The sequence below is a fragment of the Actinopolyspora sabaoui genome, assembly GCF_051225635.1.
Lineage (GTDB): Bacteria > Actinomycetota > Actinomycetes > Mycobacteriales > Pseudonocardiaceae > Actinopolyspora.
Genome location: NZ_JBMIHH010000014.1, coordinates 1 through 17,643, shown reverse-complemented (window position 1 = coordinate 17,643; position 17,643 = coordinate 1). Strand labels below are relative to the sequence as shown.

Here is a 17,643-nt window from a genome sequence, read left to right as displayed (position 1 = left end):
TCCCGCTGCCCGTTATCGAGTCGTCGCCGCCGGGTTTTCCGAACGTAGGTCGTTTTCCCCCGTTCGGCCCAGTGGCTGGAAGGAGGTTTTACCGGCTTACGGGACTCCGTCGTGATGGCCTGCGCGTTCGACGAGCCCGATCAGCTCGCGCACCTCGGATTCCGGTGGGGACAGTTCGAAGGCGTGCCGGTGGCAGGCCCTGCTGAGCTCGCACCAGGCTCGTTCCAGCAGGACTCCGGTTCCGTCGTCGAGCACTTGAACAGCGATGATCAACAGGGCTCGGGTGTTCACCTGATCAACGCGACCGCAGTACTTCTCGCACGCGGTTCGGAGGATCGTTTCCGCCGCTCGGCGGGCGAGCAGCGCGGCCATCCGGGTTGTCGACCGCTCGGTGACCTCCGGCTTGTGCTCCAGTAATTCCCTGGCCTGGTCGAGCAGGTTCTCCGAGAGGCTCATCGTTGTTCCCCCAGCAGGTCATCGACCGTGGTGTCGAGGTATTTCACCGCTTCGTCCGCCGAGCACTTCAAGCCGGTGTGAGCACCCTGGGAGCAGATGCCCAGCGTGCGTCGGCGCCGTGTATATCCCTCCAGCCAGAAATTGAGGTCGGCTCTCCCCTCGCCGCACAACGCGAGCCCCACCTTGCCGCGTGTCGACTCGGCCTCCTTCCAGCGGCGCTCGGTCTCGTCGCGGTCCAGCCCGCCGTGGAACCGCTTGGAGCTGTAGACCTCCCAGGCAGCGGCTTCCACCGCCATCCGGCAGAGCTCGGGAAGCACCGCATCGACCACATGCGGCTCCATGTCGGATTTCGCCACGGCACGGGCCTCGGAGACGTAGCTGCGCGCGGGGTCGTGGCAGTCCTCGATGGTTACCTCGGAGTTCCTGCCGCGTTGCACCTCCAGGATCCGTGCCCGCACGTTGGAACGTCGCGCGGAGTCGGCGAGCCGGTCGTCGTGCGAGAACACGATGACCTGGCGGTGTTCGGCCAGCTCCGCCAGCACCCGCACGAATCCGTCCACCTTGGCCGGATCCATGGCCTGCACCGGGTCGTCGAGCACCACGAACCGGAACGGGCTCTGATCCATGGTCGCACGGGGCAGGAACAGCGCCAGCGCGAGCGCGTGCAGCTCACCCTGGCTCATCACGCCCAGTGCCTGGCTCTCGGCCCCGTCGACGTCGGCGTGCAGCGCCACCCGCCGCTGGGGGCCGTTGCCGGTCAGCTCGATCGCCCCGAGGTCCACATTGCTCTGCTGCCGCAGCCGCGACCAGATCTGACGCGCGTGCTCGGCCAACGGTCGCAGGTGTTCGTTGCGGAGCCGCTTGGTGTTGTCGCGCAACCATTTGTGGGCGGTGCGCGCGTCCTTGAGGTCCTGCGCCTTCGAGCGGACCTCGCGCATCACCCCGAGCCAGTTCGCCAGTTTCTCGGCGATCGGTGCCCAGGCGTCCCGGTACTGTTCCAGGCGAGCCGTCGCCTCCTCGCGGAGTGCCGTGCGGGCCGCCACGAGTTCGGGGTGGGTGGCGGCCACGTGCTCGGCCAGTTCACTGTCACGTTCCGGTGGGGTCGCCCAGCGCTCTCGGGCCAGGCGGGCTCGTTCGAGGTTTTCGAGTTCGACGCCCGTGGTTTCCGGAAGCGCGGGGACGCGGGCGATGAGGGAACGCAGTCGTTCGGCGCCGCGCCGCACCGCCTCGCGGGCCTGCCGGGCGGCTGTGATCCACTGTTCGTCCTCGTCCAGCCGTTGCCGCGCCCGTGAACTCCATTCGGCGTCGAGTGTGGCCTGCCCGCACACCGGGCAGGACTGGTCGCCGTGCTCGCGGTGCAGTTCGACTGCTCGGTGCAGCAGCGCCGAGCGCTGTTCGGCTCCGGCGACGGAGTCACCGACCAGCTCGGCGGCTTCCCCGAGCGCCGAACGCAGCCGGTCCACGGAGCTGTCGACCTCGGCCTGTTCGGGCAGGACCGGTTCGGCCAGCTCGCGCAACCGGGCCGCCACCCCGCCGGAGGCGGGGGAGTCGGTGACGAATCCGCCGATCGCCTCCAGGTCCGGGTTGTGCTTGCGGAGCTGTTTCCGCAGTTCGGGCGCGCGTTCGTCCTCGCTGTGGTCGAGGTCGTCCTTGAGTTCGTCGCGCAGTTTTTTGGCCCGCGATTCCGCGGTGGCCAGCTCCTTGGCGAGCGTGTCCAGTCGCCGCACCCCGTCGGTGAGTTGTTCCAGTCCGACGAGTTTGGCCAGCGCGTCGTGGAGTTTGCTGGGGCCCGCCTCGAACAGGTTGCCCAGTTCCTCGTAGGACAGGATCGGACGGTTGAGTTCCAACGCCCGGTGCCATTCCGGGGGAAGCTCGGGGTTCTCGTCGGGACGCCGGACGGTGCTCCGGTGCTGGTCCGGCTTGTCGCTGCCCGGCTCGCCGTTGCCCGGCCATGCCACGTCGATCCAGGTGTCTCCGGCGGATTCCTCGGCCAGCTCCACCCGAACGGTCGGGGAGATGTCCTGGTGGACGTTGCGCCAGTTCTCCTTCCAGAGCGCGGGCCTCGCGGTGGACCAGCGGTAGCTGTTGCCGGTCAGCGCGAGTTCGAGTGCTTCGGTGAAGCTGGACTTGCCGGAGCCGTTGCGGCCGGCGACGATCGTCAGGCCGGGGGCGGGGTGCAGCGGCAGCCTGGTCGGGGTTCCGATGCCCCGGAAACCGCCGACCTCGATGCCGCGCAGGAACGTGCCGGCGGGCGAGGCGTGGTGTTGGGGCTCGTCCTCGGTTTCTTCGGTGGTGATCGGGGTGTGGGTGCCGTCGAGTGCCGCTCGTAGTCGCTGCTCGTCCTCCAGCGCGGCGAGCACGAGCCCGCGCACCCGCTCGGTCGGAGGTGGGGTTTCGCGGTTCAGCAGTGCGCGTACGAGGGATGTCAGCCGGTTGTCAGCGGGAGTTTCCGGCATTGTCTACCGCTCCTTTCCGGGAGGGTTCTTTCGGATGGGGAAAGAATTCGACCGGGGCAGGTCGAACTCCTCGCGGGGGTGGTGCTTTGTTGGATCGAGCACGTTCGTTGTGCGTGGTGGTTCGCAGGTGTTTTCGGTGTGCAGCGCCGAAAACGCCCGCTCTCGCGACCGGCGCCGCCGCGGGGTTCCGCCGAGCGAGCACGGCGGAAAATCGAGTCGCCAAATCCTGATAATGTTCCGTCAGAACTTTCCGGAGAAATACACGGTCTCGGCGGCGAAAGCGTTCGGTTGTGCCGAGACCTGGAGTTTTCCCGTGGATTCGCCGATCTGGTAGACGTGGGTGAATGTCGTGTCGCCATCCGGGGGCAGTTGCACGTCGGCGAGGGTGTCGCCCGCCGCGTAGTTGCGTTGGGCGGCCTGCCCGGCGTGCTGCACGGTGAACTTCGCCGAGGCCACGTTGTACTCGTCGTCGCCCTTGTTGGTCACGGTCACGTCGAAGGCGACGTAGCGTTGCCCTTCGGGTGCGCGCAGAAACTCGTTCTCCGGGGTGTACGCGCTGGGGGCGCCGATGCTGATGGCTTCGCCGCCGTTCCAGGTGTAGGTCTGTCCGAAGGACAGCCGGGTCGGTTGGCCCGCCGAGTCGGTGGTGTTCTCCACGCCGTTGCTCGTCGACCCCGTGCCGGACTGCCCGGAACCGGTGCTTTCGCCGCCGGTGGCGCAGCCGCCGAGCACGGCCACGGCGAACAGCGCGGCCGCCACGACCGTGAATCGCGGCGATCTGCCGAGTTCCGCGCCCCGTTCGGTGTTTCGGGACATGTTTCCTCCTGGAAATGGCCGGGTTGCTCGTTCGGGAATGAATTCCGCTTGAGAAAGGCGAGGTGTCGCGTGCTCCGGCATCGGTTCGGATGCCGTTCAACCGTTGATGATCCAAGGTAACCACAATGCTGTGAACGATGTCAACACTGGTTTGCTGTGTGTACTTGTTGGACCCTTGAAGGTGGATGTTTCGGCGTATGCGGTACCGACGAGGCGTGAGTGGCCTCGCGCTCACCACGTGGCATGAGGTGCTGAGCCATCCCGGTGATCAGCTCCGGAAAGCCTTGTCCGGTATCGCGCCGTGAACCTACTTTCGTGCCGGGTGCCCCGTGGAAGGGAAACGCGTGGATTTCGATCAGGTGTTTCACAGGCTGAAGGCTCGGGGAGACATCCGGTACGACGGCTCGGACGAGCTGGCGGAGCGGGTGAAGCAGGAGATCGCGAAGCAGCGCGAGGACCGGAATTTCGGCGGCACCTGGAAGACTCCCACTTCGCTCGGGATGTCGAGCCGGGAGTCACTGCGGACGAGTCCGGCCGATGTCCTGCTGGAAATCGGCGTGGCGACCGCGCTGTTCGACGATTCGCCGTTCGCGGACCTGGCTCGGCACTGGGCGCAGCTGCGCTACTGCGGAACCCTGCATCGCGATAAAGCGGGCCGGCTGGCGCTTTCCGAAGCGGGAAACAGGGTGGTTCACCACCACAAGGTGGCCCAGTCCGAGTATCTGGGTATCGGGTTCTCGCTGGTCGCGGTGCGGGAGGTTCTTCGGCACCGGTATCCGGACTGGACGTTCAGCCCGGTCGACGTGGACTACGCGTTTCGGTACGGCGGCGTGGCCGGCATGGGCGAGCTCAACCAGTACACCGACAGCCGTCCGGACTACTTTCTGGTGGGGCGGCGGACCAAGGGTGGCGGGGGTCTCAAGCTCGTGGTGTTGGAGTGCAAGGGGACGCACCAGGGCACCGGGCACGCCGTGGCGCAGCTCGCGAAGGCGTGTAAACAGGTCGCCTCGGTCGAGGTCGGAGGCCAGAGCCCAGACGGGCTGATGGTGGCGACGCTGCTACAGGCTTCCGGCATCGAGTCCAAGGTGATCGATCCGCCCGGTGACAGCGACCTGTGGCAGGGCTCCGATCGGGACATGGACGACCTGCTCGACGAACGCACCGGCCCGCCTCCCGGTGACTTCGAGGTCCGCGAGGTCGGTGCGGAGGCCCCGGATTCGGAGCAGGAAACGATGTACGAGGGCGAGCCGGCGGAGCGAGCCGATTCGGGATCCGCCCCACTTCCGGAGGAAGCCTATTCCGGGGAAGAGAGCGATTCCGGGCAGCAGCCGATCCGCTCGAAGGTGGTGAACGTGCCGGAGCGGCTGCGCATCTGGTTCTCGAAGCTGCTGGCCAACGCCAACGCCGCCTCCGCGCTGCTGTTCGCGGGTGCGGGCGAGGCGGCCACGCGGTACTTGCGGGAGAGCGGGCGAACCGGAGAGACCATTCCCCTGGGTTTTCACGAGGAGGAAGGCGTAAGGGGTGGCCTTCGGTCGTTCGAGCTGCCGAACGGGATGTCGATCCTGGGGACCCAATACAGCACGCGGCTTCCGGGCGGCAGGACGTTGGAGATCCACAAGGGGATCGAGCGGAACCTGTTTCGCGATCTGGAGGCGGGCAGGCTCGCAAGATTCATGCGCAAGGCCCACCGTATCGCCGATGAACGGAGCCCCTCGCTCCCGCAGGGACCGAGACACTCCGTGTCGGTGGGCGACGACGGGACCGTCCTGTGGCTGCGGGTCACCGGGTGATGCTTCCTCGCGGGGCCAGGCCGGTTCGAGGGGCCACGCCGGTTCCCCCGCTCCGCCCGGGGGGGGTGTCGCGCACTGCGGCTCGTGTGTTCAGAATTCCCGGACGGTTCCGGGCCCTGTGGGCGTGTGCACTCGGAGGACGTGGGTTCCATCCGGTCTCACGTGTAGCCCGTGGTGGTGCGGTTCCGGTCGCCCGTACTCGTGCCATTCGGTGACCAGCTCGGTCAGCTCCGACCAGAGGTCACGGCTGCCGTGCTGTTCGAGCGTGACGCTGTCCGCGCCGTTGCGCCGGGCGCGCGTCCACGCTCCGGTTTCCGTGTCGTAGAGGCGTTGTTCGGTTCCGCTGGCGTGGTCGAGCGTGAGTTGACGCAGCCGCGGATACAGCAGCGCGCGTAGGAAGGACACGCTCGGATCGGTCAGTTCGGGCAGTGGTGTCGCTGTTCGCGTGGTGCTCGGTTCGCCGGAGGTACGTGCGAGAACGTCCCGCGCGGTCGGTTCCGTCGTGTTCGGATCGTGGCGCATGTTCATGAACGCCGCCGTGTCGGCGAACTGGCCGTGGGCGTGGCCGTGCTCGTCGACTTCCAGTCGCACCAGCGCGAAGGAGAGGTTGACCAGGAGGACCCCGTCCGGGCGTAGCTGGCGCGGCCACTCGGCCGGGATCCGGTGCGTCCCGCAGGTGGCGAGGATTCGGTCGAACGGTGCGCGTCCGGGGACGCCGCGCGCGCCGTCGCCGCGGATCACGGTTGGGGCGTACCCGGTCTCGTGCAGTGCGGCTCGCGCGTTCTCGATCACTACCGGGTCCACGTCGATGGTGGTAACAGCCTCGTCGCCGAGCCCTGTGGACAGCAGCGCGGCGTTGTAGCCGGTTCCGGTGCCGATCTCCAGCACGCTGTGACCGGGTGCGGCGTCGAGTTGTTCGAGCATCAGTGCCATCAGGCTCGGTGTGGTGGAGGAGCTGATCGCGGTCCCGGCGGAGTCCCACCGGGTGATCAGAGTGTTGTCGGAGTAGACGGCAGCCAGCGCCTGATTCGCGTTCGACCCGTGCACGTCGTACTCGATCAGCCCGTCCGGTGTGGGCACGGTGAAGCGGGAGACGAAGCGTTCGCGCGGCACGTTCCGGAACGCGTTCTCCCAGCGCGCGCTGTGCGGGTTCCCGCTCCGGCGGAGCTCGTCGGTGAGACATTGCCGTAGAGAGTGGGCGTGCGCTGTGTCGGTCATGTGCGGTCCTCGGTGAGTTCGTCGGCGATAGCGGCGGCGAGCGGCAGGCCGGTGTGCGCGGCGATCCAACCCCATTGCCCGTTCGGGTTGAGATCGCCGGGGCGGGGTGAGTGCACGGGTGAGTTGTTCGGTGGGGTTGTTCCAGTTGAGGGTTTTGCTGGGGCGGGGTGGCACGGTGCGGGGAGCCGGGTGGTGCCTTTCCGGGAGGGCACCACCCGAGTGGCTCCTGGTCAGTCCTTGTCGACGAACCACTGGCTGTCGTAGCGCGTGTCCTGATGGGTGACCGCGCGCAGCGCCAATTGCTCGGAGTTCTCGCCTCCCGGTGCGACGTTGACCTGACGCCGCGGGTCGTAGTCGAGTTCACCGGGGGTGTTCAGCCGGGAGTCGTGCACTTCCACGGTGCGGGTGAGCCCGAACGGGCGCGGCGAGGTACCTCCGCCGTCGCCGGTCGTCTTCGAGGAGTCCCCGTCGATGCAGGGAAACAACCTCGGGGTCCATGCGGAGGAGAGTCGGTGCGTGTTCATGTTGGTCTCCTTTCCGGGGTTTCGTGCGGATCGGGCCGAGGGGACCGGCGGTGTCGGGGTTTCCCGGTCCCCTCGGCGGAGCCAGGCAGCGGGCCTCGGCCCGGGGAAGGGAGTGGCCGACCCGGGAAGTTCGGGGCACATCCCGGATCCGCTGCCTGGGCTCACGATCACCGAAGGCGAAGCGAGTTGCCTCGATGTCGTAATGAGTACGCTACAAATGAGCATGCTCATTGAATAGTCGATCGATCGAGTGATCATCGCTGCCGCGTCGTGCCCGGCAGGAACCTGAGCATGCCGCTTGGAACCGGTGTGATGGACTTGCGAGGCAACATCAGCGGCGGGAGGAAGACGTGCCCAGTACGCCGAGCAGTCCCACGGTGCTGAAGCGCTGGATCGCCTTCGAGTTGCGCAAGCTCCGCGAGAGGTCGGGGCTGTCCAGAGAGGACTCGGCCCGTGCGGTGCGCGGAAGCGAGCAGGGGATCGGCCACATCGAGAACGGCCGTTCATTGCCTCCGCCGTTGCAGCTCGACAAGTTGTTGGAACTCTACGGAGTCCCGGAGCGTTCCGAGTTCTTCCAGGAGCTGCGGACGCGCGCGAAGAAGGGCAGGGACTGGTGGATCAACTTCGATTTCACCAGCGAAGTGCTGCCCGAGTACTTCGAGCTCTTTCTCGGTCTGGAGTCGTGTGCGGCTTCGATCGAGAGCTTCGACGCACAGCTCGTGTCCGGTCTGATGCAGACGCGGAGCTACACCGAGGCGGTTATTCGGGGTTTGCAACCGGAAAGTTCCGAGAAGGAAGTCGCACGACGTGTCGAACTGCGGATGGCGCGTCAGCGCGAAGTGCTGAACCGGGACGGCGGCCCACCCGCGCTGTGGTCGGTGATTCACGAGTCTGCGCTGCGCACGCCGATCGGTGGGGTCGAGGTAGCCCGTGAACAGCTCCGGTACTTGTCGCGCCTGTCCGAGCAGCCGCACGTCACAGTGCAGGTGTTGCCGATGTCGGCGGGCGCACACACCGGCATCGAGGGCGCTTTCATCTATCTGGCGTTTCCGCCCGAGCTGGAAAATGATCCGGGCACGGTCTATGCCGAAACCCGAGTCAAAGGGTATTACTACGAACAGCCCGAAGAGATCGCCACGTATCGCTGGGTGATGCGGCACTTGCAGGCGCACGCGTGTACTCCGCAGGAAGCGCCCGCGGTGCTCGAACGAATAGCCGAGGAACTGGGATCATGACGAACGACCGGAACTCGAACCCCGCACATGCCATCGCGAACTGGCGGAAGTCCTCGCGTAGCAGGGCCAACGGTTGCGTCGAGGTCGGCTCGGCCCCGGGCGTAATCGGTGTCCGCGACAGCAAGCTCGGCCCCGACGGTCCGGTGCTTGCGATGCGGCTTTCCGCGTGGTCGGCGTTCGCCGTGGCGCTGCGCGAAGGCCGCTTCGACCGCTGACGTCGCCCTCGCCCTCTCGCGTCCCGGTTCCGCTTCCGGAGCCGGGACGCGGTTGTTACTGATACGTGAGCACGAATTTGCTGTGAACCTTGTCAACGCATGGTCACGTGATGCTAGGGTTTCGTTGTGAACGATCAGCAGGACGCACCCACCGGCACCGTGACCACCATCAACGCGGTGAACATCGCGCGTCTGGCCGGGGTGCGTCGTGCGGCGGTGAGCAACTGGCGCAAGCGCTACGACGACTTCCCCGCACAGATCGCGGGAACCGCGAGCAGCCCGCTGTTCGACGCCGACGAGATCCGCGCGTGGCTGGACAAGTACGGCAAGCTCGCCGAACTCCCGCTGGCCGACGAACTCTGGCGCGAACTCGACGGGCTGCGCGGCACGACCGACACCGTGGAAGTGCTGATCACGTTCGCCGTCGCGCTGCGCCACCTCTTCGACCACCACGGCAGGCTCGCCGCCGAGCTCACCACCGAGACGTTCGAAAACGACCGCGCCCTCACCGAAGCCGTCGCCGCACGCGTGTCCACCACCGTCGGGGAACTGGATCTGGACCTCGAACCGCTCGCGCCCGAACCCGACTGGGCGCCGCTGCTGCGGCTGCTGGACCGCGCGGCCGAGGAACCGTCCGCCTTCGAGGAGCTGCTGGTCTCCACCGCCGAACGCGCGGAGCCGCGCGGTGCCGGGGTTGTTCCGCCGGAGCTGGCTCGCCTGATGGCGGGACTGGCCGATCGCGACGAGGTGTTCGACCCCTACTGCGGTCTCGGTGAGCTGCTGCTGCCCACATTGGATTCGGGTGTGGCCGCCGGGCAGCACCCGAACCGGCAGCTGCTGCGGCTGGCCACCGCCCGGATGCTGCTGCACACCCGAACCCCACCTCGGCCGGCGGCGGGTGACGCGCTGCGCGAGGACGGGTTTCCCGGCCAGACCTTCGGTGCGGTGCGCTGCGTGCCGCCGTGGAATGTCAAGGACTGGGGATTCGAGGAACTGCAGTTCGACCCCCGGTGGGAGTACGGCCTGCCGCCGCGCGGTGCCGCCGAACTGGCCTGGGTGCAGCACGCGCTCGCGCACCTGGACACCTCGGGGGTGGCCGTGCTCGGGCTGCCCGCCGGGGTGTGCGGCCAGGCGCGTGGCAGGCGCATCCGCGCCGAGCTGGTGCGGCGCGGCGTGCTGCGCGCGGTGGTCGCGTTGCCCAGCGGGGCGTTGCCCGGCACCTCGGCGAGCACGGTGCTGTGGGTGCTGCGCAACGCCGGGGCCGAACCGCCGGGCGGTGTGCTGTTGCTGGACGGTTCGCGGCTGCTCAAGGCGAAGTCGCCGGACTGGGACGCGCTGCGTGAGCTGGTGCTGCCCGCCTGGCGGGAGTTCGACGGGGCCGGTACGTGGCCCGAGGAACCGGGGGTGTGCCGCGTGGTGCCCGCGATCGACCTGCTCGACGAGGAGGTCGATCTCAGCCCGGCGCGGCACCTGGCCGGTTCGGTGCGGACCGATGTGGCGGGCATCCGCACCGCGAGGGAGCACCTGCTCGGGCTGCTGCGGGAGCTCCCCGCGCTCGTGCCGGAGGTGCTGCCCGAGGACGCCCCGGCACGGCCGCACGCGCGGATCGGGGAACTGGCCCGCACCGGTGCGATGACCGTGCTGCAGCAGGTCCCCACCGGCGCGCGGGAGGAGGACGCCGCGGAGCTGACCGCGCTGACGGCGCAGGACGTGCACGCGGGCAGGGCGCCTTCCGGCGTGCTGCGCGGTGCCGCCGAACCGGTTCGGCTCCGCGAGGGCGACGTGGTGCTGCCGATGCTCGGTGAGCGGCTCGTCAGCCGGGTGATCGAGCGTGAGGAGGCGGTGCTCGGCCCGCACCTGTGGCTGCTGCGGCCGAACCCGGAACAGCTCGATTCCTGGTTCCTGGCGGGTTTCCTGCGCAACTCGGCCAACGCCGCGCTCGGCGCGGGCTCCGGGACGGCGCGGCTGGACGTGCGCAAGGTGGAGCTGCCCCGCGTCCCGCCCGAGGAGCAGCGCCGCTGGTCCGATACGTTCCGCGGACTGTTCCGGCTGGAGCACGGGCTGCACCGGGTGCGTGAGCAGGGGGGCAAGTGGGTCGACGACATGATCGACGGGCTCACCGGCAACGGGCTGCGGCCGCCCCGCGACGAGGAACGCGGCTGAGGCCACCCGCCGCGAGTGACGACGGACGCTACTGATCGAATCGGAACGGTTTCACATGGTTGAGGGGATGCCGAGTTGAGCACGAAGGACCAGGAGCTGGCCAATTTCATCTGGTCGGTGGCCGATCTGTTGCGTGGGGATTTCAAGCAGTCCGATTACGGCAAGGTGATCCTGCCGTTGACGGTGCTGCGCAGGTTGGACTGCGTGCTGGAGCCCACGCGGGTGAAGGTGTTGGAGCGCAAGAAGCACGCCACCGAGCAGCTCGGGGTGAGCAACATCGACCCGCTGTTGCGGAAGGAAGCGGGTTTCCGGTTCTACAACACCAGCAAGTTCACCTTCTCCCGCGATGTCGAGGGGTTGACCTCGCTGCTGGCCGATCAGGACCAGGTGGGCAAGAACCTGCGGGCCTTCATCGGCGGGTTCTCGCAGGAGGCAGCCGAGATCCTGGAGAAGTACGACTTCGACACCCAGATCAACCGGATGGAATCCGGCGGCATCCTGTACCAGGTGGTGGGCAAGTTCGCCTCGCTGGACCTGCATCCGGACACGGTGTCGAACCAGCGGATGGGGTATCTGTTCGAGGAGCTCATCCGCAGGTTCTCCGAGATCTCGAACGAGACGGCCGGGGAGCACTTCACCCCGCGTGAGGTCATCAAGCTGATGACCAACCTGCTGCTGGACCCGGATCACGACAAGATCGTGCAGCCGGGGGCGACGCTGCGGGTGCTGGATCCGGCCTGCGGCACCGGCGGGATGCTCTCGGCGGCCGAGGACGTGGTCACCGGCTACAACGCGAACGCGACGGTCACGCTGTTCGGTCAGGAGCTCAATCCCGAGTCGTACGCGATCTGCAAGTCCGACCTGCTGATCAAGGGGCAGGAGGCTGGCAACGTCGCCAACGACAACTCGTTCAGCCACGACCGGCACTACGGCAAGCGGTTCGACTACCTGCTGGCGAATCCGCCGTTCGGGGTGGAGTGGAAGAAGGTCCGTGAGGACGTGGAGCGCGAGGCCGACCTCGGCCACGCCGGGCGGTTCGGCGCCGGGCTGCCGCGCATCAACGACGGCTCGCTGCTGTTTCTGCAGCACATGATCGCGCACATGAAACGGGTCGAGGAGGGCGGTTCGCGGGTGGCGATCGTGTTCAACGGCTCGCCGTTGTTCACCGGGGCCGCCGAGTCGGGCGAGTCCAACATCCGTCGTTGGATCCTGGAGAACGATCTGCTGGAGGGCATCGTCGCGCTGCCGGACCAGCTGTTCTACAACACCGGCATCTCCACCTATTTCTGGATCCTGTCCAACAACAAGGCCGAACGCGACCGCGGCAAGGTCACGCTGCTGGATGCCCGCGAGTACTGGGCCAAGATGCGCAAGAGCCTCGGCGACAAGCGCAAGTACGTCACCGAGGACCAGATCGCCCAGCTCACCCGGCTCTACAACGAGGCCGACTCGATCGCGGCCGACGAGAACCACGAGCTGCACGACAAGGTCAAGATCTTCGACACCACCGACTTCGGTTACCAGCGCATCACCGTGGAGCGGCCGCTGCGGCAACGCTTCGAGGTCACCGAGCAGACCCTCGCCGAGGTGGACAGCGCCAAGCCCGTGGGCAACTACGACGACCGCGAGGCGCTGCTGGCCGCGCTGCGCGGGCTGGTCGGCAACACCTGGTGGAAGAAGGTCGACTTCGACGCCGCCTTCCGCCAAGCACTGGCCGAGGCCGGTGCCGGCGGCAAACTCCCGGCTTCGGTGAACAAGGTCGTGAGCAACGCGGTCGCGGTCTCCGACGCCGACGGCGAGTTGCAGACCGACAAGAAGGGCACGGCGCTGCCGGACCCGGACCTGCGCGACAACGAGAACGTCCCCCTCGGCGAGGACATCGACGAGTACCTCACCCGCGAAGTCCTGCCCCACGTGCCCGACGCCTGGATCGAACACAGCAAGACCAAGATCGGCTACGAGATCCCGTTCACCAGGTACTTCTACAAGTACGTGCCGCCCCGGCCGCTGGCGGAGATCGACGCCGAACTGAAGAGCCTGGAATCCGAGATCCAGCGGCTGCTTTCGGAGGTGACGGAGTGAGCTACGAGCTGGTTCGGTTGAAGCACTGCGCTACTTCTCCTGTGGTGAAGGGTGGAGGTGGAAAGCTGCCGTACACTTCTCTCGAGGATGTTGAATCCGGAAGTGGAAAGCTGCTTCGTAGCGATCTACCTTTGAAAGATGCGGAAGAAGAAATCCAACATCGTCCTGGTGATGTCCTTTTTGGGAAGTTGCGTCCGTATCTTTCGAAATCGCTTATGCCGACAGATGTGGGAGTGGCCACGAATGAGCTGATGGTGTTGCGTCCAGGTGAAAACTTGGACAAACGTTACCTGTTCTACAGTTCACTTTCCGCTCCTTGGGTCGATTGGGCTGTTGCGACTTCTTACGGCGTAAGGATGCCTCGGACCTCGTGGGAGGCAATGGGAGACTATCGGATGTGGCTTCCCCCTCTCGAAGAGCAGCGCCGCATCGCCGACTTCCTTGACAGGGAATTTCCTCGAATTGATAGCATTTCTCGAATCAGAAGAAGTCAATTGGATCTTGTAGTTGAGAGATTTTTCTCCTCTGTTGAGGAAAGGATATCTAAAGGTTTTTTGAGGAAGGTGCCACTTAAGTATCTGGCTGAAATTACAGACACGGAGCACAAGACTGCCCCCGGTGTTACTGGCGGTGGGTATTGGATAGCGGGGACCTCCGCAGTCAGGGGCGGAAAAATAGTTCATGATCAGCTTTATGAAACCGATAGTGAGTCTTATGCGGAGTGGACCAAGCGAAGGGTTCCCTCTGTTGGAGACATACTCTTGAGCCGAGAGGCTCCAGTGGGAGAGATTGGGTACTACTCCGAAAATGATCCTGCTATTGCGATCGGCCAGAGAATGGTTCTCATTTCTCCAGATCTCAGGATGGTGAGATCGAAGTACTTGGCACATGTTCTTCTCTCGAGGAGTATTTCTCTGTTCTTTGAGCTGAAGACGCAAGGTTCTTTGCATCCACACTTGAACATGGAGGATATAAAATCAATTCCTGTACCTTGGGTGACGGTTAATGATCAGAGGCTCATTGAGGATGACCTAGAAAATGAAATTGAAGTAAAAAATAATGCTGTATCTCTCTGTGAGCAACAGCTCGACCTCCTCGCAGAACGCAAGCAGGCCCTCATCACCGCCGCTGTAACGGGGCAGCTGGATGTGACGACGGCGGGGCGGGCGACGTCGGATCTGCGGGCGTGACTTTCCTTCGTTCGGCGGATGGCCCGGGGCCACTGCCGCGGGAGAATGGCGGGCTTTCCGGTCGTGGTGGCCCGCACGATCGGAAACCGGAAGAAACCGAGGGCAAGCTTTCGCGTGAGCCGACCGAAGCGTACGGCGGGCGGAAGGCGGGTACGGGGCCGCCGCTCGTTCGCCGCGCGGCGCTCGTGAAGGTCCACTCGACCAGGACTGTGGGGAAGGAATGCACGCACCGCACGGCGAAGCCGCTTTCGAGGCGGCGATCGAACAGGCGTTACTCGACTCCGGATGGCTCAAGGGCTCGACGGAGACCTACCGCGCCGACATCGCGTTGGACATGTCCGAGGTCTTCACGTTCCTCGGCGAGACCCAGCCCCGCGAGTGGGAACGGCTGCGCGCGTTCTACCCCGACCCGGACGAGGCGCAGCGTGCCTTCGGCAAACGACTGTCCGAGGCCATCGACCAGCGGGGCGCGCTGGACGTGCTGCGGCACGGCGTCAAGGACAAGGGCGTGCTGCTCAAGCTCGCCTACTTCCGCCCCGCGCACACCGTGGCCGAGGACGCGCTGGCCGAGTACCGCGCCAACCGGCTCACCGTGGTGCGCCAACTGCACCATTCGGACAAGCACCCCAAGGACTCGCTGGACCTGGTGCTGCTGCTCAACGGCATCCCGGTCGCCACGGCCGAGCTGAAGAACCACCTCACCGGCCAGACCGTGGAGCAGGCCAAGCACCAGTACCGCCAGGACCGCGACCCCGCGGACACGATCTTCGCCCGCCGCGCGCTGGTGCACTTCGCCGTGGACCCGGAGCTGGTGTTCGTGACCACCCGCTTGGAGGGCGAGAACACCCGGTTCCTGCCGTTCAACACCGGCAGCGAGGGCCCCGGCGTCTCCGGCGGAGGCGGCAACCCGCCCGCCGAGCCCGGCCGCTACCGCACCTCCTACCTCTGGGAGAAGGTCTGGCAGCCGGACAACTGGCTCGACCTGATCCGGCGGTTCATCCACGAGCAGCCCGACAAGTCCAAGCAGCCCAACACGCGCAAAGCCAAGGCCAAGCAGAGCGAGACGATCTTCCCGCGCTACCACCAGTGGGACGCGGTGCTGCGGATGAGCCGACACGTCGCCACCCACGGCCCCGGCAACAACTACCTGGTGATGCACTCGGCGGGCTCGGGCAAGTCGAACACCATCGCCTGGCTCGCCCACCGGCTGTCCAGCCTGCACACTCCCGGCGAGCAGTCCGAACTCGACCCCGAGGCCGTCCGGGCGGGACTACGCCCCAACCAGCAGGTCTTCGACAAGATCGTCGTGGTCACCGACCGGACGGTGCTCGACCGGCAGTTGCAGCACACGATCAACCAGTTCGACCACGTCGTCGGGGTGGTCGAGCCGATCGACGGGAAGAAGGGCGGCTCCAAGTCCGCGCACGTCTCCCACGCGCTGCACGACCCCGGTGTGAAGATCGTCATCACCACGCTGCAGACCTTCCCGTACGTGCTGGACCAGGTCGCCAGCACCGGGCAGCAGCGCTTCGCGCTGATCGTGGACGAGGCGCACTCCTCGCAGTCCGGCGACTCCTCCAAGGACCTCAAACGGGTGCTGCTCAAGCTCGGCAGCGACGACGTCGACGAGGACGGCGACCCGCTGACCGCCTCGGCGCTGGCGCGCGGCAGGCACCCGAACATGTCCTACTTCGCGTTCACCGCCACCCCGAAACCCAAGACGCTGGAACTGTTCGGCACCCCCAACGAGCTGGGCAACTACGAACCGTTCCACGTCTACTCGATGCGTCAGGCCATCGACGAGGGATTCATCCTCGATGTGCTGCGCAACTACGTCACCTACAAGACCTACTTCCGGTTGGCCACCGAACAGGCCAACGAGAACAAGGAGGTCGAGGCGCGCAAGGCCAAGGCGCACCTGGTGCGCTTCGCCGAGCTGCACCCCACCAGCATGCGGCAGCGCGCCGAGCTGGTCGTCGAGCACTTCCGGGAACACACCGCCAAGCAGCTCGGCGGCCGCGCCAAGGCCATGGTGGTCACCCGCTCCCGGGAGCACGCGGTTCGGCTCTTCCTGGCCATCCGCGAGTACGTCGAGACCCGCGGTTACACCGAGCCCGACTCGCTGGTGGCGATCTCGGGCAGCCTGTCCCTCGACGGTGCGGAGTACACCGAGACCGGCCTGAACGGTTTCGGTGAGAACGAGCTGACCGGGTGGTTCCGTTACACCAGGGCCGACGACCCCAACGCCGCGCACAACGGCAGACGCGAGTACCGGCTGCTGGTGGTCGCTGACAAGTACCAGACCGGCTTCGACGAGCCGCTGCTGACCACGATGTACGTGGACAAGCAGCTCAACGGGGTGGCGGCCGTGCAGACGCTCTCGCGGCTCAACCGCACCCACCCGCTCAAGAGCCAGGACGACATCTTCGTGCTCGACCTGGCCAACGAGGCCGAGAACATCCAGGCCGAGTTCCGCAAGTTCCACGAGCACGCGGTCACCCCGCCCACCGACCCCAACCTGCTCTACACCGCGCAGCACCGGGTGATGCACTACGCGCTGCTCGTGGAATCGGAGATGCGCAACTTCGCCGATTCCTACTTCGCCGCGCAGCAGCAGGCCACCACCGATGCGCAGTGGCAGCGCGCCCACGCCGACCTCTACCGGTTCGCCGAACCCGCCAAGGAACGCTTCGCCCACTACCAGGAGCGGGAACCGGAGGAGGCCGAGGAGTTCCGGGCCGCGCTGCGGGACTACGTGCGGATGTACGCCTTCCTCGCGCAGGTGATCCCGTACCGCGACACCGACCTGGAACAGCTCTACCTGTTCGGCAAACACCTGCTCAACGTGCTGCCGCGCGGCGAGGACGGCTCCGTCGACATCGGAAAGGTCGACCTCACCCACCTGCGGATCAGCAAGACCGGTGAGCACGACGTGCGCGTCGAACCCGAGGGTGAGCAGGTGCTGCCCGGATTCAGCGGCGGCGGCTCGGGCGCGGCGGCAGAGCCGGAGAAGGTCACGCTGGCCGAGCTGCTGGCCGAGTTCAACGAGCGGCACGGCACCAACCTCGGTGAGCACGACATGCTCGCCGACGTGGAGCGGGTCATCGCCGACGGGCACGTGCAGGCGGCTGCGCTGAACAACAGCGAGGAGACCTTCGCCGACGTGTTCGACTCCAGGTTCCAGGACAAGGTGATCGAACGCGGTGAGGACAACACCAAGTTCCTGCAGAAGTTCCTGGACGACCAGGACGCGCGGGACGACTACATCCGGCTGGCGCGCAGGCGGGCCTACGAGATGATTCACCGCGAGGTCGCCTGAGCGGTGCCGGGGACGTTTTCGCGGGTGCTCGGTTGGGGGCGCGGCGATTTCGCGGGCGGTCTCAGGGGGTGGTTGCAACACCGAGTGCTTGGGCTAGTGCTTGGGAGGGTGTCATCCAGTTCAGTGTGTGGCGGGGGCGGGTGTTGAGTTGGGTGGCGATGTGGTCGAGGTCGGTTTGG

Annotated in this window: 12 protein-coding genes and 2 pseudogenes; 7 read left to right on the top strand and 7 right to left on the bottom strand. The window is 66.4% G+C overall.

Annotated elements, in window-relative coordinates; translation table 11 throughout:
* Positions 1–96: 96 nt before the first annotated feature.
* From ACOQFL_RS21385 to ACOQFL_RS21375, 3 genes are all read right to left on the bottom strand, one after another.
* Positions 97–456, bottom strand: coding sequence for a hypothetical protein (locus ACOQFL_RS21385; protein ID WP_435545993.1), 360 nt, complete (start codon positions 454–456; stop codon positions 97–99).
* Positions 453–2,912 carry an AAA family ATPase gene (locus ACOQFL_RS21380; RefSeq protein WP_435545992.1) on the bottom strand — a complete coding sequence of 820 codons (2,460 nt, stop codon included), beginning with the start codon at positions 2,910–2,912 and terminating at the stop codon, positions 453–455. Before ACOQFL_RS21380 ends, ACOQFL_RS21385 begins: the two co-directional genes overlap by 4 nt.
* 240 nt (positions 2,913–3,152) lie before the next feature.
* A complete protein-coding gene (locus tag ACOQFL_RS21375) occupies positions 3,153–3,728 on the bottom strand; it encodes a DUF4352 domain-containing protein (protein ID WP_435545991.1) in 576 nt (191 codons plus the stop codon).
* Positions 3,729–4,072: 344 nt separating this feature from the next.
* On the opposite strand from ACOQFL_RS21375, the gene ACOQFL_RS21370 reads away from it, so the two are divergent.
* On the top strand, positions 4,073–5,518 hold the full coding sequence (locus ACOQFL_RS21370; RefSeq protein ID WP_435545990.1) for a hypothetical protein: 1,446 nt from the start codon (positions 4,073–4,075) through the stop codon (positions 5,516–5,518).
* A gap of 90 nt (positions 5,519–5,608) precedes the next feature.
* Here ACOQFL_RS21370 and ACOQFL_RS21365 read toward each other — a convergent pair whose 3' ends face one another.
* The 3 genes and pseudogenes from ACOQFL_RS21365 to ACOQFL_RS21355 form a co-directional block, all read right to left on the bottom strand.
* Positions 5,609–6,736 (bottom strand): methyltransferase domain-containing protein, encoded by a 1,128-nt coding sequence (locus ACOQFL_RS21365; protein WP_435545989.1) that lies wholly within the window; start codon positions 6,734–6,736, stop codon positions 5,609–5,611.
* A pseudogene (locus tag ACOQFL_RS21360) lies at positions 6,733–6,831 on the bottom strand (ATP-grasp ribosomal peptide maturase); the annotation flags it as partial. The gene ACOQFL_RS21365 and the pseudogene ACOQFL_RS21360, both read right to left, overlap by 4 nt.
* Before the next feature lie 135 nt (positions 6,832–6,966).
* Positions 6,967–7,260 carry a hypothetical protein gene (locus ACOQFL_RS21355; protein ID WP_435545988.1) on the bottom strand — a complete coding sequence of 98 codons (294 nt, stop codon included), beginning with the start codon at positions 7,258–7,260 and terminating at the stop codon, positions 6,967–6,969.
* Positions 7,261–7,610: 350 nt separating this feature from the next.
* Here ACOQFL_RS21355 and ACOQFL_RS21350 point away from each other — a divergent pair, with 350 nt between their 5' ends.
* The 6 genes from ACOQFL_RS21350 to ACOQFL_RS21325 all read left to right on the top strand — a co-directional run bounded on the left by ACOQFL_RS21350 (position 7,611) and on the right by ACOQFL_RS21325 (position 17,464).
* Positions 7,611–8,495: a helix-turn-helix domain-containing protein gene (locus ACOQFL_RS21350; RefSeq protein WP_435545987.1), complete on the top strand. Its 885-nt coding sequence runs from the start codon at positions 7,611–7,613 to the stop codon at positions 8,493–8,495.
* The gene (locus ACOQFL_RS21345; protein ID WP_435545986.1) at positions 8,492–8,710 is read left to right on the top strand and encodes a DUF397 domain-containing protein; all 219 of its coding nucleotides are present in this window, start codon (positions 8,492–8,494) and stop codon (positions 8,708–8,710) included. The genes ACOQFL_RS21350 and ACOQFL_RS21345 overlap by 4 nt, the downstream gene beginning before the upstream one ends.
* A 126-nt stretch (positions 8,711–8,836) precedes the next feature.
* Positions 8,837–10,873 carry an N-6 DNA methylase gene (locus ACOQFL_RS21340; RefSeq protein ID WP_435545985.1) on the top strand — a complete coding sequence of 679 codons (2,037 nt, stop codon included), beginning with the start codon at positions 8,837–8,839 and terminating at the stop codon, positions 10,871–10,873.
* 75 nt (positions 10,874–10,948) lie between these two features.
* Positions 10,949–12,955, top strand: a complete 2,007-nt coding sequence (locus tag ACOQFL_RS21335; protein WP_435545984.1) for a type I restriction-modification system subunit M — start codon at positions 10,949–10,951, stop codon at positions 12,953–12,955.
* A complete protein-coding gene (locus tag ACOQFL_RS21330; protein ID WP_435545983.1) occupies positions 12,952–14,145 on the top strand; it encodes a restriction endonuclease subunit S in 1,194 nt (397 codons plus the stop codon). The genes ACOQFL_RS21335 and ACOQFL_RS21330 overlap by 4 nt, the downstream gene beginning before the upstream one ends.
* A gap of 220 nt (positions 14,146–14,365) precedes the next feature.
* Positions 14,366–17,464 (top strand): type I restriction endonuclease subunit R, encoded by a 3,099-nt coding sequence (locus ACOQFL_RS21325; RefSeq protein WP_435545982.1) that lies wholly within the window; start codon positions 14,366–14,368, stop codon positions 17,462–17,464.
* 61 nt (positions 17,465–17,525) lie between these two features.
* Here the strand turns inward: ACOQFL_RS21325 and ACOQFL_RS21320 are convergent.
* Positions 17,526–17,643, bottom strand: a pseudogene (locus ACOQFL_RS21320) (IS30 family transposase); the annotation flags it as partial.

Bases quoted from the DNA above. Each gene is read 5' to 3' on its own strand.
- ACOQFL_RS21375 (WP_435545991.1), bottom strand. From the start codon at position 3,728: ATGTCCCGAAACACCGAACGGGGCGCGGAACTCGGCAGATCGCCGCGA.
- ACOQFL_RS21325 (WP_435545982.1), top strand. From the start codon at position 14,366: ATGCACGCACCGCACGGCGAAGCCGCTTTCGAGGCGGCGATCGAACAG.
- ACOQFL_RS21380 (WP_435545992.1), bottom strand. From the start codon at position 2,912: ATGCCGGAAACTCCCGCTGACAACCGGCTGACATCCCTCGTACGCGCA.
- ACOQFL_RS21385 (WP_435545993.1), bottom strand. From the start codon at position 456: ATGAGCCTCTCGGAGAACCTGCTCGACCAGGCCAGGGAATTACTGGAG.
- ACOQFL_RS21365 (WP_435545989.1), bottom strand. From the start codon at position 6,736: ATGACCGACACAGCGCACGCCCACTCTCTACGGCAATGTCTCACCGAC.
- ACOQFL_RS21345 (WP_435545986.1), top strand. From the start codon at position 8,492: ATGACGAACGACCGGAACTCGAACCCCGCACATGCCATCGCGAACTGG.
- ACOQFL_RS21355 (WP_435545988.1), bottom strand. From the start codon at position 7,260: ATGAACACGCACCGACTCTCCTCCGCATGGACCCCGAGGTTGTTTCCC.